Genomic DNA, 22722 nt, shown 5'->3' on the forward strand with positions numbered 1-22722 from the left:
TTATTCCTTTAATTCTTTAAACACGGCAAGGAATTCATCGCCCCGCACTTCAAAATTCTTATACATATCCCAGCTGGCATTGGCTGGACTGAGAAGAACAGCATCCCCAGGCTCCGCCACAGAAAAGGCTTTGCGAGTAGCATCTCTGACATCTGAAGCGTCCAGATAGCTTACTTCTGCCTGATCCGCAGCCCGCTTAACACGTGCAGCCGATTCTCCCAGAATCACCATCTTTTTCAAGCCCTTGATATCTGGCACCAATTCATCAAATTCATTGCCACGATCCAGGCCACCAGCAATCAGAATGACCTTGCTATTGTCAAAGCCTGATAAAGCTTTTTGAGTCGCTAAGATATTAGTTGATTTGCTATCATTGTAAAATTTGACTTGATTGATTTCGCCCACATACTGGAGACGATGCTTGACACCACCAAAATGAGCCAGAGTTTCTTTAATAACTTGATTGTCAATCCCACGAAGTTTGGCTACTGCAATGGTTGCTAGAGCATTTTCTACATTATGGCTACCAGGCACGCCTAGTTCAGAAGCTTTCATAATGGCTTCCCCACGGAAAGTCAGCACATCGCCGTCCAAGTAAGCTCCATCGACCTTTTCTTTAGTTGAAAAAGGAAGCACTTTGGCAGCCGTCTTCTTAGCCAATTCTTTCGCCAAGTCTTGATTGAAATTCAACACGACATAGTCAGAAGCTGTCATATTTTTTTGGATATTCCACTTGGCCGCCACATATTCCTCAAAAGAGCCGTGATAGTCCAGATGCGTCGGCATCAGATTTGTAATGACCGCTATTTCTGGATGGAAGGCTTCGATTCCCATTAGTTGGAAAGAAGAAAGTTCCATGACCAATGTGTCTGTTTCACCCGCATCTTGGGCAACTTGACTAGCTGGAAATCCGATATTCCCTGACAAGAGACCATTTTGTCCGCCTGCTGTTAGCACTTCCGCAATCATGGTTGTCGTAGTCGTTTTTCCATTGGAGCCAGTAATCCCAATAATCGGTGCATCCGAAATCAGATAAGCCATCTCGACTTCAGTAATAACAGGAATCTTCTTTTCCAAAGCCCTCATGACCATAGGATTATTGTAAGGAATGCCCGGATTTTTCACCATCCATTCAAAATCTTCATCCAACAATTCTAATGGATGACCACCAGTTATGACCTTAATTCCTTCTTCCAGCAAAGATTGGGCAGCTGGATTTTCTTCGAAAGGTTTCCCATCATTGACCGTCACAATCGCTCCCAGTTTATCCAAAAGACGGGCAGCTGACTCCCCTGATTTAGCTAAACCCAACACCAAAACTTTCTTATTGGCAAATTTTGAAATAGTCTTCATCATGTACCTCTTCATTCATACTACCTTCTATTTTACCTTTTTTTGCGAAAATAAAAAAGTCATATCAGGCTTTTATTTTAACTGTTATCAGCTTTTAATAAATAAGAAGAAATATTATTCTATTTGAAACCTTTGGCAACATCTTTTTATACCGGCAAAGTGCTATCTAAAACATTTGATTACCAGCAACATTCAAAAAAACATGTTCTCGTTAGATGAGAAACTACCAGTATTTGTATGTCATTTCTAGCCAGTCAAAACCACCATCGAAGAATCTCGCTTTAGATAAACAAAAGGAATTAGGCTACCAAAAGTCTACACGACCTTTGAAATCCTAATTCCTTCCTTATAGTTTATGGGTTCAAAGTTCTTTTGATTTCTGAGATGGTACTAGACGCTCGATGTCCATCAAGGCCCACACTGTAATAATAATCAAAAAGATACTCACAAATAATTCTCCAGGCAATTTAAAAATTTGAAAAATTGCCAAAGCAAGCAAAATGATCAAGGCAACCAGCAAAAGTACAAATGTCAAGACATTCAACGTCCCCTTAATACTAGTTGGAATGGCAAATACATAGAAAAGCAAGATTAATATTCCAATAATCAGGTAAATCATGCTGCTCCTTTCTACCACCAGTCAACTCAATGATTTATTCTGCTGCTTGTTTTTTCTTGTTTTTATTAGCTTTTTCACGTTCTTGCTTGTTCAAGATTTGTTTACGCAAACGGATAGACTCAGGCGTTACTTCCATGTACTCATCGTCGTTCAAGAACTCAAGTGACTCTTCAAGGGTCAAGATACGAGGTGTCTTGATAACCGCTGTTTGGTCCTTAGTAGCTGAACGAACGTTGGTCATTTGTTTGGCCTTAGTGATGTTAACTGTCAAGTCGTTTTCACGAGAGTTTTCACCGATGATCATTCCTTCGTAAACCTCAGTACCTGGGTTAACAAAGATAGTACCACGTTCTTCGATCGACATGATTGAGTAGGTTGTTGCCTTACCAGCATCAATAGATACCAGAGCACCACGGTGACGGCCTCCGATTTCACCTGGAATCAATGGCAAGTATTGGTCGAAGGTATGGTTCATGATACCGTAACCACGCGTCATTGACAAGAACTCAGTTGAGTATCCGATCAAACCACGCGCTGGAACAAGGAAGACTAAACGAGTTTGACCATTACCAGTTGAAATCATATCCAACATTTCACCCTTGCGCTCAGAAAGGCTTTGGATAACAGATCCTTGGTACTCTTCTGGAGTGTCGATTTGGACACGCTCAAACGGCTCACATTTAACACCGTCAATTTCTTTTACAATAACTTCTGGACGAGATACTTGTAGCTCATACCCTTCACGACGCATGGTTTCGATCAGGATTGACAAATGCAATTCACCACGACCTGAAACCGTCCACTTATCTGGTGAGTCCGTTGGGTCAACACGAAGGGAAACGTCTGTTTGTAGCTCAGCCTGCAAACGTTCTTCCACCTTACGAGACGTTACCCATTTACCTTCACGACCAGCAAATGGTGAGTTGTTGACCAAGAAGGTCATTTGAAGCGTTGGCTCATCGATGTGAAGAATTGGAAGAGGTTCAATGGCATCTGTCGGTGTAATCGTCTCACCAACAAAGATATCTTCCATACCGGATACGGCAATCAAGTCACCCGCTTTTGCTTCTTGGATTTCACGACGCTCCAAGCCAAAGAAACCAAAGAGCTTCGTAACACGGAAGTTTTTCGTTGTTCCGTCTAGTTTAGAAAGGGTAACTTGGTCCCCAACTTTCACACTACCACGGAAGACACGTCCGATACCGATACGACCTACGAAGTCATTGTAGTCCAAAAGTGACACTTGGAACTGCAAAGGCTCATCTGAGTTGTCTACTGGAGCTGGGATATGGTCGATAATGGTATCAAAGATTGGTGCCATTGTTTTTTCTTGATCAGCAGGATCGTCAGAAAGTGAAGAAGTTCCGTTGATAGCTGAAGCATACACCACTGGGAAGTCAAGCTGGTCATCATCTGCACCAAGCTCGATGAAGAGTTCCAATACTTCATCCACTACCTCCGCTGGACGAGCTGACGGTTTGTCAATTTTGTTGACAACCACGATTGGGACAAGATCTTGTTCTAAGGCCTTTTTCAATACGAAACGAGTTTGTGGCATGGTTCCTTCGTAGGCATCTACAACCAAAACAACACCGTCAACCATTTTCATGATCCGCTCAACTTCTCCACCGAAGTCCGCGTGTCCTGGTGTGTCCATGATGTTGATACGAGTTCCGTTGTAAGCAACAGCTGTATTCTTAGCCAGGATGGTAATTCCACGCTCTTTTTCGATATCATTTGAGTCCATAGCACGCTCTGCCAATTCAGTACGTGCATCAAGAGTTTCAGATTGTTTCAATAATTCGTCAACGAGGGTTGTTTTACCGTGGTCAACGTGGGCGATAATCGCAATGTTACGGATATCTTCTCTTAATTTTGTCATGATTTCCTCTAAATCTTATTATTTATTTCCAACTAAAAATTATAACACAGTTTTTTCCAAAAAACACGGGCTAACCAAGTGTAAATGTTTTCATAGGTAAATCGTAAACTGTAGCCATTTTTGCAATTTTACTCCCGAAAGTGTATGATAAAAAGAAAAAAGAATCGATCCAACCCTTTGAAAGGAAAACTCATGCGCCTTGATAAATTCTTAGCCCTAGCTAAGATTAGCCGGAAAGAGATGAAACAAAAACTGCGACTAAGGCAGATCGTAATTGACGGCCAAGCAGCTCGCTCCCTCAGCCAAAATGTCGATAGCGGCCTCCAGTTCATTAGCCTAGCTGGTAAACCATTAAACCACCTAGCCCACCATTATTTTCTGATGAACAAGCCCGTCGGTGCTGTCACTGCCAATTCTGACTCGGACAAGATGACTGTCATAGATCTAATTGCCCCAGAAGATTTTAACGACCAGCTTTACGCCATCGGCCGTTTGGATCGTGATACACGAGGTCTGCTTCTGATCACAGATAATGGGCCACTGGGATTTCAACTCCTCCATCCACAATACCATATCGCAAAGACCTACTATGTCGAAGTCAACGGCCTTCTTGGCCAAGAAGCCACAATCGCTTTTCAGCAAGGCATTATCTTTCTGGACGGAACTCAATGCAAACCCGCTCAACTTCAGATTCACACGACCAGCCCAGAGCACTCCACCGCCTCAGTTACCATTTCTGAAGGGAAATTTCATCAGGTCAAGAAAATGTTTCTAGCAGTTGGTGTCAAGGTCACCTATCTCAAACGCACCCATTTCGGTGATTTTCAGCTGGATCCCAATCTAGCAGAAGGCAGCTATCGACCGCTGAATCCTTCCGAACTCGAGATTATCAGAGGCTATTTGGAACAAACTTGGTAAAACAAAAAGGCTTATTCAAGCCTTTTTATTATTTATTACACAAATCCATTCATAGTCAGAAGAATTCCTGCAATCCAGTTGATGGCAGAAATGACAATACCGACAATAGCTATAATTCTTTCTGTTTTATAATCAAGTCCAGATTCTTTTTGACGTGTGTTAGCTTCTATTATAGCAAGAGTTCCTAAAATAATGCCTGGTAATGGAAGCCAAAGACTACCTACGATTGATAGGATACCTATATTACGTGAGGTTTTATTCTTTTCTTGCATGTTCTAAAAACTCCTTAAAAAATATTTGCACTTACCTATTATAACATAGGAAATTGGTTTTGTATATATATTTCTACAAAGAATCAGCTTGTCTTAACCTTGCCCGTCCAAGAATCAAGACCGTAAGACAGGATATAAATATCATTAAAACCTTGCTTTTTCAAGTAAATCGCCGCATTGGTCACACGTTGCCCACGGCTATTTTCATAAAGAAGAACTGGTTTGTCTTTGCGAAGCGCATTGATACTAGACTTGAGCTGTTGGGACGGAATATTGCGCGCCCCCAAGATATGCTTGCGATGGAAATCCGATGGATCACGCAGGTCAATCAATTGCCCTTGACGAATCAAAGCTTCAAACTCACTATTATCTACTACCTTAGCTGCACGACGAATACGGAAATAATTGAAGCCCATCCAAGCTAACATTCCCAGCAAAATTGCCCATAAAGTCCAAATTCCCATTCTAGTTTCTCCCTTTATCTTCTAAATACTTCAACTCTACTTGATGTTCTCTGCGAAGAACCGCCTCAGCCTCCAGATAATCAAGCTTATCCATCAGGCCAGCATCGTAAATCCGCTCCAGCTCAATTTTCATCATCTCAATATCATAAAGACGCTTGCCCATATAGATAATGATCCCGAAATTTTTAAGAAATTGCTGCACATCATAGAGTGTTTTCATGAGCTATATTTTATCAGATTTTAGCAAAGTTTTCAAGATGACAAAACAGAAAAGACAGCCACATAGGCTACCTTTTCAGGAGATTATTATGAAAAAGGTAAAATGAAATATTGTTAAATAAACTTTCTTGGAGGATGTCCCCTCCAAGTCCCCGACCTTTTGGACAAGGTCTTTTTTTACAAAAAGCTCTAATCTATTTTGTATAGTCTTTCGAAAATCAGACCAGCATCACTGCCAGTCTGCCAAGTCCGACAGAGCGGACATTTTCTAGATTTTCCGTTATATAGGCAATTATTTATCTAACACTATATAAAAAAGCCCCAGCTAAAAAGCTGGGGTAGATTAAAATTTAAGAGAATGTTTTTTTATCAAGATTATCTCAAGATAATCTTCCCGCAGTTTCCGCTGCGGTTTTGCTTTAGCTCAAATCTCCCCAAAGGGTAATCCGATTACCAGCCTCGTCAGTTTGACCGATGGCCATGTAATTGCGGTTGCCGGATTGGCCAATGTACGAAATCCAGCGGTAGCCGTTAGCTGAACCCTTGCTGTCATAATTAACAGATTCTCCAGGTTCATAGACATGCACGATTTCGCCATTAAGATTTGGGGCACGGCGCACATTGATGGCTGCTTCTCCTACCTTAAATGTGCCTGTTTCAGGCGTAAGCTCAATTTCGTCTGATGTTGGAGTTACGTCAGCTGGAGTAGCTGGCGCTGCGCCATCGCTGTATGGTGGATAAAACCAGCCAATTACGTCCTCAAAACCTCGATTATTGTATCGAGCTGGGCCTCCAACAATTAAAGCATCTGCATTTCCGTCGACATTTTGCTCGACAGTTCGCATCGTAATACCATCAGAATCCTCAATAACGATACCGCAATGGCCATAGTTAACACCACCAAACCAAGCATTCATATTGAAAAACGCTCCAGCTCGTGGGTTTTCGTCAGTTGGCATGCGGTGTACTTCCCAGCCAGCTGCTTCTGCCGAATCTAGCAAATCAGCTGCGTTGCCCCATAGATCTACACCGAAAAAGTGTTTTGATGGATAGGTTAGCAAATCTGCGCATTGAGTGCCTGCGAACCCATCTTTATCAACACCCATGCCTGAGTTTGCTAGGCCAATCGTAAATTGTACAAGTTCATTTGCTGTTGTCATATTATTTTCCTTTCAAATTTTCAAACGCCACAAACCAAAAATAAGTCGCAGCAAAAGCAAGTAGAGCAAGCTTCAGCGCCTGCTCTTTTATATTATTTCTTAGGCTCGTCATAACTCAAAGCCTTCTGGCTGTCACCTAGCCCAGCAGTCGTCGGGTCGTTAACAACCCCAACAAGCACAAGCAAAGCAAAGAGTACATTGATAAAGACTAAAATCTTATCAATCGTTACTCCAAGCTCCAGCTTAAGACCGAAGATGTCGCCCGCTGCCTGCAAAAGCAAGGCAATAGCGGGCACCAGAGCCAGCCAAAAATTCTTGTTTTTAAGACGAACTGTCCAGTTAATCTTATTCACACTTTATCCTCCTTGATTGGTAATTTTGAGAATTTCTCAAACAAAAGCTTGATGGCTCCATTGCCACCAAGCTCAACGTAGCTTTCGTAGAGGCGGGACAGCTCTTCTAGCTCATGCTGGGTAGTCTGGCTACGCCTCAACGCTTTTTTTAGATTTTCCTGCAATCGAAAACGCTGAAGTCGTTGCAAACCTTTCTGGATCAGGTTTAGATCCTGATTGTTTCTGTTCCCAATATTTTGTATATTCGTCACAGACTCTTTCAGGTCGCCCAAATCTTCGACTAAGGCTTCGATTCGCTTGTCGGTTTCCTTGCTATTTTGATTGCTGCGATAGCTAAAATAGCTAGGGATAATCACGACTAAGACAGGCGTGAGTTTATCCACAAAGTCTATTAAATGGTTCACATTTCACCACCCCTATTTTTTCTCAGCTCCTTTTGCCTCCAGCTCCGCTATGATCGCATCCTCAGTGGCATAGACTGCGTTTTGGAATGCCTGTTCTTGCTTCCGCACTTCGTGACGATTGGCGGCGTAGGCTTCAGCATTATCGACCCAATCGTTAGGTGTTGTTACACCTTTATCGTCAATATCTGCAGTCATTGTCTTAATGACTGTGTCGTCAATTTTGATACGACCTACGATTTTAGTTGTTTTTGTGATTTCCAATGCCATGTTTATTCTCCTTCTTTAGCTGGTTCCGTTTCTTTTGCAAGTAAAGCTTCCAGCTCTTCGACTTTCGCTTGCAATTCAGCATTTTTTTCTTGCTCCAGGATCAATCGAGCTTTTAGTTCAATTTCTCCCAAAGTCGAGTTATCTAGCCGTTCCTTGTATCCAGCTAGCATAAGATTATAAAATTTGTTATCCATAAACACCTCCTAAATTAGCTTGCCGTTAGGAATATTCCCAACGATAGGGAAATCATCAACGGTAGTATAGGTAACCGTTCCAGACCAAACATGATTTCCGGTTTTATTGTTTGTAAAACGAATACTTCCGTCGGTCTCTAGATGGACGATGCACGTTGCATCAATTGTCGCATTGACATTTCCAGTTAAAGTCAAGTGAGCTTGTGATATTGGACGGAATCCATTCGGAATTCTCTCGCTAGCACGAGCGTTCTCGACTATCTGATTGATATTAGTGATAATCCGTGTCACAGAGATTGTGACCAGATTCCCAATCCGAACGAAGGTTGCGCTGACACCCCACATGAGGTTAGATGTCGCTTGCAACCTTATTTTCTGTAAAGCAACATCAATGCTAAGCATAGAGTAGGAATTTGAGTACCCCAAACTCCAGGAACCTGTGCCACCCTGCGCTTGAGCATAATTGATTTTCTGAAATTCCATCACCTCAGGAGATACTCGCATAGTATGACTTACTCTATCTCTGTTATCGTAAGCGTTCATTAACAGGCCATTTGGTAAAAGCATGATTTCTTCTTTTGGGATGTGGATTCTTGGGCCTGATCTATTGTAATTGGTTATTTTCACGTTATTTCCAATTACTACTTCACCATTTGTGCTATTGGTTCGATATTCGTTTACAATTTCGCCAGATCTCACCCTGCCGAGATTGGCGCTCAAAGCAGATAGCTCGCCCACAATGTTCAGTTTATCAGCTGTGATGGATCCGTTAACAATCATGTCGCCTTTGACTTTCAACAAACGAGCGATAATCTCAACGTTTTCTGAGCGCTGAGCAATCATGCTGGCCAAGGTCTGGCCGTTGATGGTCTTCTCAACGCTAGAGATGATCCCGCCCTCATTGATTTTCACTTGGCTTTTTCTGAGGACAGAGTTACTAAGCTCTTGCACAGCTTGTGTGATTTGATTAGCTCGCTGAGTTAGCTCTGTTTGTGAGACTTTACCAGCAACTTGCTGGGTAATCGTAGACAGCTGACCCTCTGCCGTGCGCTTAAACTCCGCAAAGCTAGTCTTAGTCTCGTTAAGCCCAGTCTCGACCTTGCCGACCTTGTTTAAGGTCTCTTGGGCTGATTGCTTCCAAGTGTTAAAGCTCGTCAATGATCCGTTAGCTGTATTAAGAGCGGCTTGCACGCTGGCCAGTTGGCCGTCTATGTCTTGCTTGTACTCAGCCAGCTTAGTGTCTGCGTAGGCCGTTGTGTCTTCTGGGGCTGGTGACCAGTCTGTTGGGATAGTGCCTGTCTCTAGCTTAAATTTAGCTTTATCTTTATCTAAAATTAAATTTTCAAATGAGATAGCTAAATATCTAGCGTTTTGAGTCGGTTTGATAGTTCGTTTTAAGTAGCCATTAAACCAAAACGTTGAGTAACCATTCGCAACAGGGTTGCGTTGCTCATCAAATAGCTGCAAACCTACCCACAGCCTCTTTCCTTGAGGTTCCAGCTCCCAAACTTGCAAAATATAATCTGTGCTTTTAATCTCGATTAGATTTGAGTAAACATAATTCCGGTCCCTTTTGAGACCGTTTTGATAGTAGCCCTCAGAATTAAAATTAGCATAAGCTAGTAAGTTAGCACCACCTACTGTCAGCTCCTCAAACCTTCTCGTTAGCCCTCGCACATCTTCTGCATATGTAGCCTTGGCAACATATCCAGCCTCAATGAGCTTGCGCTCGGCAGTCAGCTGGCGTGCAGTCTCCTCACGAGAGTGGCTTAGCAAGGCTTCCGCTCTCGTGCCGTCTGTGCTGACGTAAGCCTGCACCGCTGACAAGTCTGTCCGCAACCCCTGAGCCGTGCGCTCAAAGGTCGCTTTAGCCTCTGTGATGAGGCCTTCGGTATCTTCTGGAGCAGGCGACCAGTCTGTCTTAAATGAGCCTTGCTCTACCTTAACCTCCCAAACGCTTTTGAGCTTTTGGGTGTCTTTATGATAGGTATTTACTCGTAAGTGATAGGTGCCAGTCGGACGATTCCAGACAAACTCTGTACCAGTCGTGCCAGTTTTGGCGTCGGACACGATTTGGTAGTTTGATACAGTTTTGTCCATTATCCAAAGCACAACATTATCTGACTCTTTAAGTCCGTCATGGTGAGAGGTAAAGGTTCCATCAGTTTTAGCAGATATTCGATATCTTTGTCCATTAACCATGTAGACAGATGTCTCGTTGTGATAAAGTACATTATTATCAAAATTCGTAGGATTTCTGTTCGGCTTAAACGGGCCTTTTGAACCCTTCAGCAAGTTCCGACCACCAACAACCTGACTCGCTATCTCCTCGCGGATTCCAGCAGCGGTCTGCTCGACCTCGGCCTTGCTGGCCTTGTCGCCAAGCTTGCCAGTGATGCGGGCTAAATTCTGCGTGTTTGACTGCTCGTATACTGTTTGCTGGGTTCGGATAGCACCAACATCAGATCGGATTTGGGCAATGTTGGTAGACAACTGACTCTGAGCCTGCGTCAGGTTCGCCCTAACCCCTTCCAGATTATTTTTGACATCTGTCAATTGGGTTTGAGCTGCTGTTACAGCTTTTTTTAATTCTGCAGTATCAGCTGGGTCTCCTCGCTCTCCCTTTGGTCCTTGCGGCCCTACAGCTCCCTGTGGCCCACGTTCACCTTGAGGGCCTCTAGCTCCAGTTGCTCCAGTTGCTCCAGTTGCTCCAGTAGACCCTTTCGGCCCTTGTGGCCCTGGGTCGCCTTTAGCTCCATTTTGACCATCATTGACATTGGTAAAGGTCAGTTGTTCTCTAGCTACTTCTTGTCCTTTTACCAAGGCTATAGCCGTCAAGGTAAGAGATTCCCTCATCCCTGCCGCTGTGACCTTATGGTTTGGAGCTTGTCCAAAATCCTCGTTATCAATCAGCCACTTCCAAGTGCATTCCACAGTCTTATTGCCCTTTTTAAGCGTTGGAAAGACCGTTGATTCTCCCTGGTTGTTTTTGAATACAACACCTTTGTCCGTAGCTAGCTTAATGACATAGGGAGCTGCCTCTTCGGCCAGTTCCTCCACCCGTTTCAGCAATTCACTAGCTATCTGACTAGACTTTCTTTCAAAGTTTGTCAAAGTCGTCTTATCTGTTTTAGCACCAAGCAAGGATTCTGTCTGCTCACTAATACGAGCTTGTACGTAGAGAGGGGGGGCATAATGTTCAGAGTCAATCAGCGTCAGCGTGTCGCCAATTTCTCCGTTGACCTTTCCCTCTGTACTGTATGAAATTTTCGGTACACATCGCTTTTTCAGCTCTGAGAGTAAATACCCAAACAGAGCCTCTTTTGAGGCATGTTCTGTCTCTCCATTTTCTAGGATAATCCAGCCATCATCTGTTTTTTTGGTAACAGACGGGAATTGGTCACGAGATTGCGGGGCGTAGATAGTATTTCCTTGACTATAAAAGATAAGGTTTCCTTTATCGTCATAGATTTTTTTATCTAGACCAGCTATAGTCAAGCCGTCTTTGCCGCTTCCTCTGATAGCCGTCTTGATGTCGTTGATATCATCTGAGTAGTTAATGACTTTTAAGTCTTTCCCTACTCGGATAGGTAGTCCGGTCTTAACCTTACCCAGATTGCCAGCACGGTAGATGTTGAGGATGTGCCGTTTCAGCGAGTAGTCTCTGTTAAGCTCCGTCACAAACTCAAGCTCAGCTCCAAAGCTATTAGCGATAGAGTATAGTCGAGCTAGCACCGTGTCAGTCCCCGACCATTCTAATTTAATGCTCTTATCAGCAATCTCGTTAATTCCGACTTCAAGTGCGTGCTCAGGATCAAAAACATCCACATACTCTCGGATGCTCATGGCTCTGCTAGCTTTATAAGCTCCTCGCTTCTCCTCATTAGCTTCCAGACTCAAAGAGTAAGCCGTGATTTCCATCTGATAGCCTGTCTTCTTGATAGACTTGATAGTCATCCAATAATCTTTTCCCTTAAACCTAAATGCCAAACGGCAACCACTTTTTACTTTTGCGATGTCCTTTGAGCGATATTTGATGACCAGATAACTACACGAGCCTTTCAAAAAACGAGTCAGATCGGCTGCATGATACTTAATTCCATTTTGATTATCAAAAAAACCGACAACATGCGTGTCAGTTGAGTCTCTAATAGCAATTCTCACATTGTTTTTCACTAAGTCCAAGCCTCCTCAATCTCAGCATAGGCACTAGCCACCTCAGAGAAGCTAGAGACTAACAGCTGTACTTTTGTTTCTCCAGGAGGTGCTAAAAAAAACTGTGACCCCAAAATCTCATCATCAGGAGCTAGCAAGCCATTGACATACAGCCTACCCGGTTCATCCGGATTGATCTCACCACTAGCATCGATAAAAAGTTCAGAGTGAGCAGGATAGCGATTAGGTACATCTCGCCAAAAAGGCACATTCAGCTTAAAAAATGAAAAATCATTTAAATACTGATGTGTGACGATTTGGTCATTCGTGTTTCTGCCATTTATCTGCCCACAGAAAAACTGTACCTTGCTAGCTTCTACATTCTTAATTCCTGATTCAAAATAAGAGAAATACTGACCATACCAAAAGAAAGTGACCTTATCACCCTCTTTTCGCAAGTCAAACATATTCCTATTTTGATTTCTGGCTTCAGTTCCGTAGGGGTTATCAGTTACCCAAAAACTAGGAGTAAAGTCAATCTTATGTTTGATATGACTTCCTCCCTTGCCATCACCAAGCAAAAAATAAACGCTAGCCCGGTTTCCAACTCGGTCATGTTTCTCAATAGCCATCCCAGCGATAAAACGATTGGCATTGTCTACAACAGCCAAACACCAAGCGCCTGTCTGCCCCATCAGCCCAGTTTCAAACCAAGCTCGTGCCCAGATGTACCATTCTGTAGCTCCTACAGACAAGTTGAACTCCTTGATAGCACCGAAAAAGGGATTATTCCCTGTATTATTAAATCCCCTAGGTAAAAGACCCAACCGTCCATTAAAAGCCGTATCAGCTGACATCGTTGTGACAGCTTTCTTTCCTTGATTCTCGTAAAATACCGTACCATTTTGCCAGTTAGCAAAGTCTCCACCCTGATTACTAGCTAGAGTAACGTTTTTCTTTTCCTGCACAAAGTCTGATTCTTCAAACTTCCCATATTGAATAGCCCCATATTGACTAACGATCGCTACAAACCCAGATTCCTTTTTAAGTTTGATTTTGTAGTCAATCGGCACAGGCTCACTACCTGTATTATTGATAATGGCTTCCCAAATTCCCTGAGCATTTTTAGTAAATTCAAAGCGCTTCGGATTCTTAGCATGCCCCAGACCATCTGCAATGTTAAAGTTGATAGTCCCTTTACCGTTAAAACGGATTTCCTTAAAATTCAGATCCCCGCCAGGAATCGCATAAAAGACACGGTCAGGCAGATGGCTGAAGGTCAGCTCTTTCGGTTCAGATACATTGAGAGCCGTCTGTAAAGCATCATAATCAGCCACACTATCATATGCTACATAAAAGGGTACAGAGATCTTCTTCAATTTCTTTCGAGTCTTGACAAACTCTGCACCACTCATCGTTGGATACTCCTGAAAAGTCGGGTCATGGTCTGCACCGTTAAAAGCGGTGAACCCATCTAAAACAGTAATCCATTTTGTCAATTCAACGTCGTTAAAATGTACTTTTATCAATCAAGTCCACCCCAATCCATCGACAGCTTTAAGAATAGTCTGTCGTTTCTCTTGTTCTTCTGCTATCGGTTCAGCTAGTATTTGAGAGACTTCTCTCGTATCTACTTGCTGAGACACGATGACTGGCCGATTAGCCAACTTAACAATGGTTTCCAGAAGCGTAGATTCCTTGTCCCGGTTATGATCAGGATCAAGTATCTGATCCAGCAATTTACTAGATGTCAAGGCAACTTGCACCTCGTTATTTCCCAAAACTCCTAAATCAGGAGCTAATATTTCATCTCCAAAACTGTCAGCAATCGAACCAGCCATGCCACTAACAGTCTTTTTGACCTCTTTAAACTTTTCTTTTAGGCTCTTATCAAGCCCTCCCATGATTGCATTACCAGCAGGGATCAATAGCTTACGGTCATACTCGATTGGTCCCTTGTGATCACGGATCCAGCCTGCGATACCGCCGACAAAATCCGTCACACTACCCCAAGCAGATTTCAGACCGCCCAAGAAGCCATCAAGGATAGCTCGGCCAGCATCCCAAAGATTGATATTAGCTAGGCCTTTAAAGATATTTGTGACACTGTTGACCACATTAGTCACACCCTGTTGTAAGGTATTCCAAGCATTCTGAGCGCCTTGGATCAGACCGTTGATAATAGAAATAACCCCTGATTTCAGGGCATTCCAGCCATTCACAGCTGTTGACTTGATACTCTCCCAAAGAGAGGACAGGAAGTTCATGAAGCCATTCCAGATATTTTGCGCACCCTGCACAAGACCTGTTATCAAGTTTGTTACAGTAGATTTTACCCATTCCCAAGCCGCTGAAGCAGCCGACTTGATAAACTCCCAAATCGCAGATAAGGCAGCTGAAAAGTTTTCAAATGCAGCTTTCCCAAAGCCTACAATGGCATCAACCAAGCCCATGAAAATGGCCTTAATACCTTCCCAAACCAGAGAAACACCATTTTTTATGCCTTCCCAAATCAAGCCTAGGTCAGCACCTAGCTGAGTGAAATTCCCAGTCACTAGATCAATGATGACCAAGATCGCACCTAAGAAGATAGATTTGATAAACTCCCAAGCCCCCTGAAAGATCATCTTGATGCCTTCAAAAATCTGAGAGATGCCATTTGAGACGCCATTCCACAAATTTAAAAAGCCATCAATAAAAGGCTGGACGATAGACATGATCGTCGTAGTAAATTGGGTCCAAGCAATTGAAGCAGCCGTTTGTATTGTCAGCCACAAAGCATCGAAAAATACAACAATTCCATTCCACAAGTTCTTGACATTCTCAACAGCCGAGCTCCAAGCTTCAGACACGCTAGACCAAAGGTTGTTAGCACCTTCTGCTATGCCAGACCATAAACCAGAAAAGAACTCAGCGATCCCCTGCCATGCGACCTTTATCCAGTCAACAAAAGCAGCCCAAATCTGACGGCCAGTCTCAGTTTGAGTGAAAAACCAAGTTAAAGCTGCGATTGCAGCAGCAATCCACCCAATCAGAGGGATTGAAGAAATAGCAGCTATCGCTGATGTAGCAAAACCTGAAATAGCTGTTTTTGCAATTGCCAAAATACCAGGTATGCCACCTAAGCCTTGCACAAATGTAGCAATTTTAGCTACTGGAAGTCCAACTCCTAAAGCAACTACAGAAGTCTTAAGTAAATCTGCTGCTAGCTGATTATCCTTAAAAAACTTAGTTACATCTTTTAGTATTGATGACACCTCTTTTATAAATCCTGTCAGAATTTCAAATGCAGTGCCAAGCAAATTGACTTCTTGCTTACCGTCCCTTACTCCTAATAGCTCTCCAATGAAACTACTAACAATCCCAGCGATATTGCCAATAGTCGCCCCGATATTCTCAAAAGTGACACGGATATTATCTGCTATGTTGACAATTTGTTTTGCTGCATCATCACTAAAACCTAGCACCTTCAAAATATCGATGTTATCTTGTTTGTTTAAGGAGCCAAAAATCATGTCAAAGAAAGTCTGGAAAATTCCTGTGACCCTTGATAATTGATCATACACCGCACTTCCAAAAGCATCTCCAAATAGCTCAGAAGCTATCTTACTAATCCCTTCTGTTAATAGCAATCCAAGACCAGAAAACACATTCCCAATCATCGGAATGAAATTATCAAACAAAAATGTTTTGGTAGTATCAAATAGAGCATGTAATGCTGGCAAAATATTCTGCCCCAAGGCCAACTGACCAAGCACATTCTGCGCTGCCGCTTTCATAGCAGAAAAGGAACCACTAAAGGTTGATGCAGCCTCTTTAGCAGTCGTACCTGTAATATCCAGATTTTCCTGGATAGCATGGATGGCATTGTAAACATCAGATAGGTTGTTGATGTCGTATTTGACACCGGTCAGTTTCTCAGCGTCAGCCAAGAGCCGTTCCATTTCGGATTTAGTACCGCCATAGCCTAGCTTGAGGTTATCAAGCATGGTGTAGTTCTGTTTAGCAAATCCTTGATAGGCATCTTGGATCCGCCCCATATCCGTACCCATTTTATTAGCATTGTCGGACATGTCCACCATGGCCATGTTGGCCACATCAGCAGCCTTCGCTGTATCTCCACCTAAAGATTGCAGGAGGCTTGCGGAGAACCCTGTCACATTCTCCATGTAAGCATTGGCTGACAGACCTGTTGTTTTATAAGCTTCAGCAGCATATCTTTTGACCGTATCAGCACTACCCTTGAAAAGAGTCTCAACCCCTCCTAAAGATTGTTGGAGGGCTGCCCCCTCATGGATAGCCGCTGAAAAGGCCTTGCCAATTCCAGCCGCTGCTATCGCTTTGGTCGCCACGCTGACCAAGCTAGAGCCTAGAGATTGACCAGCACTTTGGCCAGCAGCCGATGCCTCTGGATTTAGAATAGCTTGGATTTTCCCAGTTATCCCTCTTGCAGATGGAATCAACTGCACATACGCTTGTGCGATTTCTGTAGCCATTACTTCTCACCTCCTACCTCAGCTAAAATTCGTTGACGATACGCTTCAAATTCCTCACCAGAACTAAAGACCATCTCATCCCTTTCTTTCTCTTCTCCGATCAGCTTTTGAGCTATCATAGTTGGCCTGTTCGCACCCTTTTGACCATCTTTGGTCTTAAACCAGAGAAGTGTTGACAGCCTATCCAGCGTACTAGCCATCAGCAAGGTTTCAAAAGGCACCTTCTGATTACTCAAGGCCATCTTGATCCGAGAGTCCTCTTTTAAACCAAAAGCAAAGACAGCTACCTGTTGAGCAGGTAGCTGCCTATAATCATAAATGCCATAGGTTTCAGCTAGATCGCAGATGAGAGCGTCTTCATCCAGATCAATCATTCTAGCAAGGAGGGCTATTTTTTTAGATGAGTCCTGCTCTTAAAGATTTCTTCCACTTCCTGCATCAATTTCCCTGTTGGGACCATCCCAGCTTCTGTTCGGACGTGGTCCTTCAAGTCCTGAGCCTTATCACCCAACATCAGATTGATAACGGTTGGTAAGACAGCAGGATTCTTATCCACTTCTGCCACTGCTTCCAGCAGTTCATAGTTATCCAAGCGTTCCTGCGTGATTTCAAAGGCAAAACCAGTTGAAGTTTTCCCTTTAAATGTTTTTCCTTGTGCACCATGATTACGTTTGTTACGTTTGCGTTTTACCATCTATTAAGCCCCCTTGATGTATTTGTAGTGAGTATTTCCGGTATCATCCGGAAATGCGGTTATAGTTGTTTGATAGCCAACAACTTCGCCATCTTTATAAGTGATTTCGCCGATTTCGGTGACCTTCCCAGAAGGGATGACGATACGTTTGAGAGCACCGTTTTTCAAGATCATTTCAATAGCTAGACAGTGATTTTCTAGCTCTTTTGAATTAGCCTTGATGGTAATACCAGTAGCAAGATCCCCTGAAACATTTTCAGCCCCATAAACCTCTTTCAGGACATCAATATTGAGCCCCTCGATTAAGGTATAGACGAATGTGTCCTTCTTCTCGGTCTGAGAAGAGTTGACGATAGTGCCACCCCATGCCTTGATATCTTCAGATTCAGGTGAGTTGTTATTTGTCACACCATCCTCTGAAATGAAACCTAAAGACTTAAAAGCAACATCTAGCTTACTTGTCGCATCGACTGGCAATTTTGCGCCAAGCGGCGCAGAGTGCACTGCTCCACCAACTTTCGGTTTCGCAGTTGTTACATTAGCTTCTAATGCCATTGCAATATCTCCTTTAGTAATAGTTAATATCAAACACCGCTTGATAGCGGTATCGTTTGGTCTCTGTGTCCGTAAAATTGTAGTCGCTGTTTAAGTGGACACCACTGATTGAGTCCAGCTCAATCAACCCTTTTACAGCCTGCTTCACTTTGACGTTGAGCTCGGCAGCCTTCTGCATAGTAGGACCATAGCTTTGAAAAGCAAAAGTCGCACTACCAGAATGATTCCGCTCCTTTCCTCCTGTCTTTTGAATAATGACAAAACTATTAGGAGCTTCAGCTTCATACTCAAAAAATGACGGTACATCTAAATGACCGTCAAGATATTTCTTGATAATAATTTCAATCATCTAACGTACCGCCTTCAACAAAGTATTATTTAGTAGATTGTCTTTCTTAGCTTGATAGGTTTTTGGATAGACCATCGCATTTGCCCGTGTCTTTCCGACATAACTATCCTGCTCATAGCCTGGACCACATCGACTACGGATTTTAGTAGCTTCTTGATTCAGTAGATTTTGGATTTCCCTTGATTTCAGCAGGGCACCGACACCAGCACCGTTTAGCTTGACTTTCATACTAGCCATACCGCTCCACCGTCACTTTCTTATTCCAGTCCAGCGGAATCAAGCTCTCAATCCCTTCAGTTGGTATGCCAAAAGTCCGCCACCGCTGACCAAAAAATAGGACTTCTCGGTCTTCCCAGTTATGAGTGTCGCCTTTAGGAATTGCTAAGGTATAGACAGCTACCTTGCCAGTAAGATTGAGCTGGCTGACTTTATCATCTGTTGAGGTTGGCTGTACTAGCACATTCTCAACCTCAATTTCTCGATCTTCAAAGACGGAATGACCAAAATCATCCTGTCCTGTCTTGACCTTGTCAATTAAGATCACGGTAATTCCCTTAATCCGTCCCATAGATCTCCATCACCCCAAATCTTTGCTTCTTTAGTCCCAAGCGTTTGAGTTCTGAGTCCTTGATAAAGAGACCACCACCGGGAACCAAATAGGACCCACTAACCGAATAGCCCAAAGCACTCTCAGCAAACTGAGTCATTGGTTCCTGCTCAGTAGAGGTCATCAAGGTACGAGCTACCACATCGACAGTAACAGACTTGACCACACTTGCAAAAGATGAATCCTCAGCCACAAGCACATCCAAGTCTTTCCCAATCTTCTTAGCTTCGACACGCAGAGAGTCAGAGACAATTTTCAACAGAGCCTCTGCTCTCTTGCGCTCGTCTGATTTTAAAAGACGCCACAAAGTTTCCAGATCTTCAACTGTTGCAAAGTCCCCCATTTAACTTACTCCTTATGCGCTTCCAGCAAAGCCAACAATTCTGCTTTCTTAGCTTTGTCACTGTACTCAACACCAAGCTCATCTAGCTTAGACTTGAGCTCTGGCACAGTCCAGTTTTCCGAATCATCCGCTTGTCCTTCTTGTGACTTTGTAAATTCAGCAGCGGGAACCCAGTCGCCCAGCAATTTACAATCTGTTTCAATTGTTACCAAAGTTTCTTTGTTAATATATTCCATATTAAGCCTCCACACGAGCAAATGCCTGCTCGTCAAGAATTCCCCAACCCACATACACCTGTGTACGCAAGCAAACTTCACGGTAGCGTTTCAAATCACGACCAGCACCGTCTGGATCACCGTATTTAATAATTTCAAGAGGAATTTCTTCAGCATATCCCCATTTAACAGCATTTTCAAAATCACCGACGATAACATGGTCTTTTTTAGCTGAGCTAGCAACAGTAGTCAATGTTTTATTAATATCAGACTTCATTCCGTAAAATGAGCCTGGATTTTGACCAAAACGGTATTCAGGATATTGGACTACCCCATTTACCTTGATTTTCCCAAGTGCTGCTCCTGCAGCTGGAGACAATGCAATACCGTTTACTTCGCAATCATTTGCTGTGATGGTTGCGACAGCAGTATCAATATTTTCATCAATTTTATCTGCTTCATAAGTCACTACATTTCCAGTGATCAAACCATCAAATGAGTTCGTTGATTTGAAAGAAGCATCTGTCATTGATTTTGGTTCAAGCCCATGGAATGAAGCGATATCAATTGCTTGTGCAACTTTTTTAGACAAGCCATCGATAAATGACTTGAGGTAAGATAATTGTTTTTCTTCGGAACAATTTACAAATTCCTCTGATACCCGTGCTTGGTAAGTAACCAAAACAGGTTTGATTACTTTTGGTTTCATAGTTGCACTTCCGGCATTTGAAGGGGAACCTTCACCTACAATTTCAGCATTCCCTTCGAGATTGAAAACAAATGTTTCAGTCCCAGAAAATGGAATAGGTTCTTGAGTAGTAAGCTTTGCAAGAGTGGAATGCCCCTTTACCTTACTAAAGATATCTTGTACTGTTTCGACTGGGAATAGATCCCCTGTTTGTAGTGTCGGCATAAAATTATTCTCCTCTCATTTTGTGCAGCATTCCTTTCAATGCTGCATCTTTTTCATCAATCGAGCTAGGTTCATTTGTTCCAACAGGATAAGTTGGTTGAGATTTCTTCATAAACCCAGCCAAGCGCTCTGCATCTGCTTTGAAGCTTTCTTCATCAGTCCCCTGCAAACGGTCTGCAAGGTCGTAAGGCAATCCATGTTGCAAAGCCACACGAGTTCGCAGACTAGCTGTCTCATAACCAGCGATTTGATTCTGCAAATCTTCAAGTTGCTTGTCAGCATCTGCCTTGCTTTTATTACTAGCTTCAATTGTTGACTGCAAGCCAACATTTTCTTTTTCCAACTCTTCAACACGAGATTTAAGCTGGTCATAGTCGGCATACTTCTCTTTCTCTCGAGACAAGCGAGCCTTAATAGCAGCATCAAATTCTTCTTGTGTAGTGATTGGTTTAAATTCTGACATTCTCATGTCTCCTTTCTCCTGCTTCCCCGGCAGTTCGGTAATTTTTGGCATCAAAAAAAGCAGTCACAAGACCGCTTATTTTAATAACTGATTTTTTGCTTTTTCTTAGGCTTAGTTGTAGCACAAGCCCAATGCGCAAGCAAAGCGCTATCCATCAAAGATATATCCATATCGTCAAAGTGCGATCGATAGCCAAAACCACCATTTGAGCCAATGTTCCGCTTATCGCAGTTAGTAGCCACCTTAGATAGCGATGGTTGGCCAGCGTGACAGATGGTTTTCTGGTAAATACCCTGTTCCCAAAGAGCGTTGGCCACGATGATTTCTTTCACCGTCGGCAGAATCACATTCTTGATTCTATAGTCCTTCAACTCTTCGTCTAGGATCTTTTGACCACTTGCGCCATCGATGACAATTTGAGCCACGTCAGCTTGACGCAAGAAAGCAACCATCCACTCATTTCCGTTACGAACAGACTGACAATCGATTGTCTCTATAAAGAAACGGCCATCCTTGGTCCGTGCAGCAATACTCAATGCCACGTTCGTTCCATCTTGACCGTACTTGATACCAACAGACAGCTTGCCAGACAATTCTGGGACATCATCCACCTTGAGCTCATTCCACTCCGTTTCGGAAATGGCAGATTTTTGATTATAGGTTGGCCAAAATCCCAAACGTTGGATATTATGGTCCAGCTTATCCTCACCAAGTTCTGCCTCAATCTTCCGCTCATTCAAATGGTAGCCCATAGATGGATTGGAATTATACCAAGCTTCCACATCGTCGATTTCCTTTTCATCGGAAACCGACCATTCAGCCCAGCCAGAATACTTTCCTTTCCCAAAAAGACAAGTCTCACGATACTTAGTAAAGACCGTACCACTTGATACAGGGGTCGGAGGTGTCCCACACATGATTGTGATAGGATTCGCACTATCCGTCACCGTATATTTCAAAGCAGATTCTTGCTCCGTCGTGTACTCCTGAGCCTCGTCAATGATCAGCATGTCAAAACCTTCACCCAGACCACCATTTGATGTCCTAGTACGAAATTGGACAACACCACCCGTTGAATACAGCTCAATTCTCTCCTGCCCCTTCGCTCGAATGGAATTGAAATCCTCACCATCAACATACCCCATTTTCTCAAGGTATCGTTTGACCTTTTCGAAAGAGGAGTGAGATGTAGAAATCCGGTGAGCCGTATGTAGGATATTCAATCCCTTATGCAAGCCCCAAATTTCAAGAATATAAAGGATTTCAGACTTCCCATTCCGCCGAGGGATAGAATAACCAAACTTCTGATGCACCCAAAGACCGTTCTTGTCAATGGCCATCATAGGCAGTAAGAGATTTTTCTGCCAGGCATAGCAAGAAAGACCCGTCCGTTCGTAAAGTTCAATCGCTTCTTTAGCTTTTGAATTTTTCTTGACGTATTTTAAAATCACCGATTGAGTAGGATTCTGATTGCCAAGTTTCTTCCTCGCCATTCCACATTCCTTTCAATCGTCATCGCATGATAACCCTATCGCTGGGAGATTTTTTTAATTGATATCGTTCAAAATATAATTTTTAGCAACCTCAAGCATTCCCAAGGCCTGCAAGCTACTTTCCCAACTATATCCCAGATTTACTTCTCCATTTTTATCTAAAGAAATCACTAACACCGAAGAATAATTAGGACTAGCTTCAAAATTTTCCACTAAAATCTCTTTAACAGAAGCGCCACGCTCTATGCTTGATTTTCTTTCTGAAAAATCAATTGTGTTTCCCATCGTTACCTCTTCCAGAGCATAAGAAAAGCACCCTGAACACTGTCAACGT

At 43.0% G+C, this 22722-nt stretch carries 26 protein-coding genes and 1 pseudogene; 1 reads left to right on the plus strand and 26 read right to left on the minus strand.

Annotated features, from left to right (window positions below; translation table 11 throughout):
* The 3 genes from murD to typA form a co-directional block, all read right to left on the minus strand.
* On the minus strand, positions 1–1353 hold the full coding sequence (gene murD, locus D8793_RS07155; protein WP_125371390.1) for a UDP-N-acetylmuramoyl-L-alanine--D-glutamate ligase: 1353 nt from the start codon (positions 1351–1353) through the stop codon (positions 1–3).
* Positions 1354–1714: 361 nt separating this feature from the next.
* Positions 1715–1972 (minus strand): DUF3165 family protein, encoded by a 258-nt coding sequence (locus tag D8793_RS07160; protein WP_005590808.1) that lies wholly within the window; start codon positions 1970–1972, stop codon positions 1715–1717.
* 34 nt (positions 1973–2006) lie between these two features.
* Entirely contained in the window at positions 2007–3854 is a 1848-nt protein-coding gene (gene typA / locus D8793_RS07165) for a translational GTPase TypA (protein WP_062122682.1), read from the minus strand.
* A 192-nt stretch (positions 3855–4046) separates the two neighbouring features.
* Between typA and D8793_RS07170 the strand changes: the two genes are divergently transcribed.
* Positions 4047–4772: a 16S rRNA pseudouridine(516) synthase gene (locus tag D8793_RS07170; protein WP_125371318.1), complete on the plus strand. Its 726-nt coding sequence runs from the start codon at positions 4047–4049 to the stop codon at positions 4770–4772.
* A 35-nt stretch (positions 4773–4807) separates the two neighbouring features.
* On the opposite strand, the gene D8793_RS07175 is transcribed toward D8793_RS07170, so the two are convergent.
* From D8793_RS07175 to D8793_RS07285, 23 genes and pseudogenes are all read right to left on the minus strand, one after another.
* Positions 4808–5044, minus strand: a complete 237-nt coding sequence (locus D8793_RS07175) for a DUF4190 domain-containing protein (protein WP_125371319.1) — start codon at positions 5042–5044, stop codon at positions 4808–4810.
* 83 nt (positions 5045–5127) lie between these two features.
* A complete protein-coding gene (locus D8793_RS07180; protein ID WP_125371320.1) occupies positions 5128–5508 on the minus strand; it encodes a rhodanese-like domain-containing protein in 381 nt (126 codons plus the stop codon).
* Between the two features lies 1 nt (position 5509).
* Positions 5510–5728 carry a YqgQ family protein gene (locus D8793_RS07185; RefSeq protein WP_005590812.1) on the minus strand — a complete coding sequence of 73 codons (219 nt, stop codon included), beginning with the start codon at positions 5726–5728 and terminating at the stop codon, positions 5510–5512.
* Positions 5729–6146: 418 nt separating this feature from the next.
* A pseudogene (locus D8793_RS07190) lies at positions 6147–6899 on the minus strand (SH3 domain-containing protein); the annotation flags it as partial.
* A gap of 80 nt (positions 6900–6979) precedes the next feature.
* Complete coding sequence (locus D8793_RS07195; RefSeq protein ID WP_125371322.1) at positions 6980–7240, minus strand: phage holin; 261 nt, start codon at positions 7238–7240, stop codon at positions 6980–6982.
* Positions 7237–7644 carry a hypothetical protein gene (locus D8793_RS07200; protein ID WP_260471088.1) on the minus strand — a complete coding sequence of 136 codons (408 nt, stop codon included), beginning with the start codon at positions 7642–7644 and terminating at the stop codon, positions 7237–7239. Before D8793_RS07200 ends, D8793_RS07195 begins: the two co-directional genes overlap by 4 nt.
* A 12-nt stretch (positions 7645–7656) precedes the next feature.
* Complete coding sequence (locus tag D8793_RS07205) at positions 7657–7911, minus strand: hypothetical protein (RefSeq protein ID WP_125371323.1); 255 nt, start codon at positions 7909–7911, stop codon at positions 7657–7659.
* 2 nt (positions 7912–7913) lie between these two features.
* A complete protein-coding gene (locus D8793_RS07210; RefSeq protein WP_125371324.1) occupies positions 7914–8105 on the minus strand; it encodes a hypothetical protein in 192 nt (63 codons plus the stop codon).
* Positions 8106–8114: 9 nt separating this feature from the next.
* On the minus strand, positions 8115–12281 hold the full coding sequence (locus tag D8793_RS12335) for a phage tail protein (protein ID WP_125371325.1): 4167 nt from the start codon (positions 12279–12281) through the stop codon (positions 8115–8117).
* Positions 12281–13789 carry a distal tail protein Dit gene (locus D8793_RS07220; RefSeq protein WP_185761033.1) on the minus strand — a complete coding sequence of 503 codons (1509 nt, stop codon included), beginning with the start codon at positions 13787–13789 and terminating at the stop codon, positions 12281–12283. Before D8793_RS07220 ends, D8793_RS12335 begins: the two co-directional genes overlap by 1 nt.
* Positions 13790–16756, minus strand: coding sequence for a phage tail protein (locus tag D8793_RS07225; protein ID WP_125371326.1), 2967 nt, complete (start codon positions 16754–16756; stop codon positions 13790–13792).
* Entirely contained in the window at positions 16756–17130 is a 375-nt protein-coding gene (locus D8793_RS07230; protein WP_125371327.1) for a DUF5361 domain-containing protein, read from the minus strand. The genes D8793_RS07225 and D8793_RS07230 overlap by 1 nt, the downstream gene beginning before the upstream one ends.
* Before the next feature lie 14 nt (positions 17131–17144).
* Complete coding sequence (locus D8793_RS07235) at positions 17145–17450, minus strand: hypothetical protein (protein WP_125371328.1); 306 nt, start codon at positions 17448–17450, stop codon at positions 17145–17147.
* A 3-nt stretch (positions 17451–17453) separates the two neighbouring features.
* A complete protein-coding gene (locus tag D8793_RS07240; RefSeq protein ID WP_125371329.1) occupies positions 17454–18005 on the minus strand; it encodes a phage tail tube protein in 552 nt (183 codons plus the stop codon).
* A 13-nt stretch (positions 18006–18018) separates the two neighbouring features.
* Positions 18019–18354: a hypothetical protein gene (locus D8793_RS07245; RefSeq protein WP_125371330.1), complete on the minus strand. Its 336-nt coding sequence runs from the start codon at positions 18352–18354 to the stop codon at positions 18019–18021.
* The gene (locus D8793_RS07250; RefSeq protein WP_125371331.1) at positions 18355–18591 is read right to left on the minus strand and encodes a hypothetical protein; all 237 of its coding nucleotides are present in this window, start codon (positions 18589–18591) and stop codon (positions 18355–18357) included. It lies immediately after the preceding gene.
* Positions 18584–18922, minus strand: a complete 339-nt coding sequence (locus D8793_RS07255) for a hypothetical protein (protein ID WP_125371332.1) — start codon at positions 18920–18922, stop codon at positions 18584–18586. Before D8793_RS07255 ends, D8793_RS07250 begins: the two co-directional genes overlap by 8 nt.
* The gene (locus tag D8793_RS07260) at positions 18909–19304 is read right to left on the minus strand and encodes a phage Gp19/Gp15/Gp42 family protein (protein WP_125371333.1); all 396 of its coding nucleotides are present in this window, start codon (positions 19302–19304) and stop codon (positions 18909–18911) included. Before D8793_RS07260 ends, D8793_RS07255 begins: the two co-directional genes overlap by 14 nt.
* A 5-nt stretch (positions 19305–19309) precedes the next feature.
* On the minus strand, positions 19310–19540 hold the full coding sequence (locus D8793_RS07265; RefSeq protein ID WP_125371334.1) for a HeH/LEM domain-containing protein: 231 nt from the start codon (positions 19538–19540) through the stop codon (positions 19310–19312).
* A gap of 1 nt (position 19541) precedes the next feature.
* Complete coding sequence (locus D8793_RS07270; RefSeq protein WP_125371335.1) at positions 19542–20432, minus strand: phage major capsid protein; 891 nt, start codon at positions 20430–20432, stop codon at positions 19542–19544.
* Positions 20433–20436: 4 nt separating this feature from the next.
* Complete coding sequence (locus D8793_RS07275) at positions 20437–20895, minus strand: capsid assembly scaffolding protein Gp46 family protein (RefSeq protein ID WP_125371336.1); 459 nt, start codon at positions 20893–20895, stop codon at positions 20437–20439.
* Between the two features lie 80 nt (positions 20896–20975).
* Entirely contained in the window at positions 20976–22388 is a 1413-nt protein-coding gene (locus D8793_RS07280) for a terminase (RefSeq protein WP_125371337.1), read from the minus strand.
* A 54-nt stretch (positions 22389–22442) separates the two neighbouring features.
* A complete protein-coding gene (locus D8793_RS07285) occupies positions 22443–22673 on the minus strand; it encodes a hypothetical protein (protein WP_125371338.1) in 231 nt (76 codons plus the stop codon).
* Positions 22674–22722 lie beyond the last annotated feature (49 nt).

The sequence above is a fragment of the Streptococcus cristatus genome, assembly GCF_003943465.1.
Classification (GTDB): domain Bacteria; phylum Bacillota; class Bacilli; order Lactobacillales; family Streptococcaceae; genus Streptococcus; species Streptococcus cristatus_C.

Coding starts and splice junctions, on each gene's coding strand:
- D8793_RS07210 (WP_125371324.1), bottom strand. CDS start 8,105: ATGGATAACAAATTTTATAATCTTATGCTAGCTGGATACAAGGAACGG.
- D8793_RS07225 (WP_125371326.1), bottom strand. CDS start 16,756: ATGGCTACAGAAATCGCACAAGCGTATGTGCAGTTGATTCCATCTGCA.
- D8793_RS07180 (WP_125371320.1), bottom strand. CDS start 5,508: ATGGGAATTTGGACTTTATGGGCAATTTTGCTGGGAATGTTAGCTTGG.
- D8793_RS07285 (WP_125371338.1), bottom strand. CDS start 22,673: ATGGGAAACACAATTGATTTTTCAGAAAGAAAATCAAGCATAGAGCGT.
- D8793_RS07185 (WP_005590812.1), bottom strand. CDS start 5,728: ATGAAAACACTCTATGATGTGCAGCAATTTCTTAAAAATTTCGGGATC.
- D8793_RS07265 (WP_125371334.1), bottom strand. CDS start 19,540: ATGGAATATATTAACAAAGAAACTTTGGTAACAATTGAAACAGATTGT.
- D8793_RS07240 (WP_125371329.1), bottom strand. CDS start 18,005: ATGGCATTAGAAGCTAATGTAACAACTGCGAAACCGAAAGTTGGTGGA.
- D8793_RS07260 (WP_125371333.1), bottom strand. CDS start 19,304: ATGGGGGACTTTGCAACAGTTGAAGATCTGGAAACTTTGTGGCGTCTT.
- D8793_RS07250 (WP_125371331.1), bottom strand. CDS start 18,591: ATGGCTAGTATGAAAGTCAAGCTAAACGGTGCTGGTGTCGGTGCCCTG.
- D8793_RS07170 (WP_125371318.1), top strand. CDS start 4,047: ATGCGCCTTGATAAATTCTTAGCCCTAGCTAAGATTAGCCGGAAAGAG.
- D8793_RS07235 (WP_125371328.1), bottom strand. CDS start 17,450: ATGGTAAAACGCAAACGTAACAAACGTAATCATGGTGCACAAGGAAAA.
- D8793_RS07160 (WP_005590808.1), bottom strand. CDS start 1,972: ATGATTTACCTGATTATTGGAATATTAATCTTGCTTTTCTATGTATTT.
- D8793_RS07175 (WP_125371319.1), bottom strand. CDS start 5,044: ATGCAAGAAAAGAATAAAACCTCACGTAATATAGGTATCCTATCAATC.
- D8793_RS07205 (WP_125371323.1), bottom strand. CDS start 7,911: ATGGCATTGGAAATCACAAAAACAACTAAAATCGTAGGTCGTATCAAA.
- D8793_RS07255 (WP_125371332.1), bottom strand. CDS start 18,922: ATGGGACGGATTAAGGGAATTACCGTGATCTTAATTGACAAGGTCAAG.
- D8793_RS07270 (WP_125371335.1), bottom strand. CDS start 20,432: ATGCCGACACTACAAACAGGGGATCTATTCCCAGTCGAAACAGTACAA.
- murD (WP_125371390.1), bottom strand. CDS start 1,353: ATGAAGACTATTTCAAAATTTGCCAATAAGAAAGTTTTGGTGTTGGGT.
- D8793_RS07230 (WP_125371327.1), bottom strand. CDS start 17,130: ATGATTGATCTGGATGAAGACGCTCTCATCTGCGATCTAGCTGAAACC.
- D8793_RS07245 (WP_125371330.1), bottom strand. CDS start 18,354: ATGATTGAAATTATTATCAAGAAATATCTTGACGGTCATTTAGATGTA.
- typA (WP_062122682.1), bottom strand. CDS start 3,854: ATGACAAAATTAAGAGAAGATATCCGTAACATTGCGATTATCGCCCAC.
- D8793_RS07280 (WP_125371337.1), bottom strand. CDS start 22,388: ATGGCGAGGAAGAAACTTGGCAATCAGAATCCTACTCAATCGGTGATT.
- D8793_RS07275 (WP_125371336.1), bottom strand. CDS start 20,895: ATGTCAGAATTTAAACCAATCACTACACAAGAAGAATTTGATGCTGCT.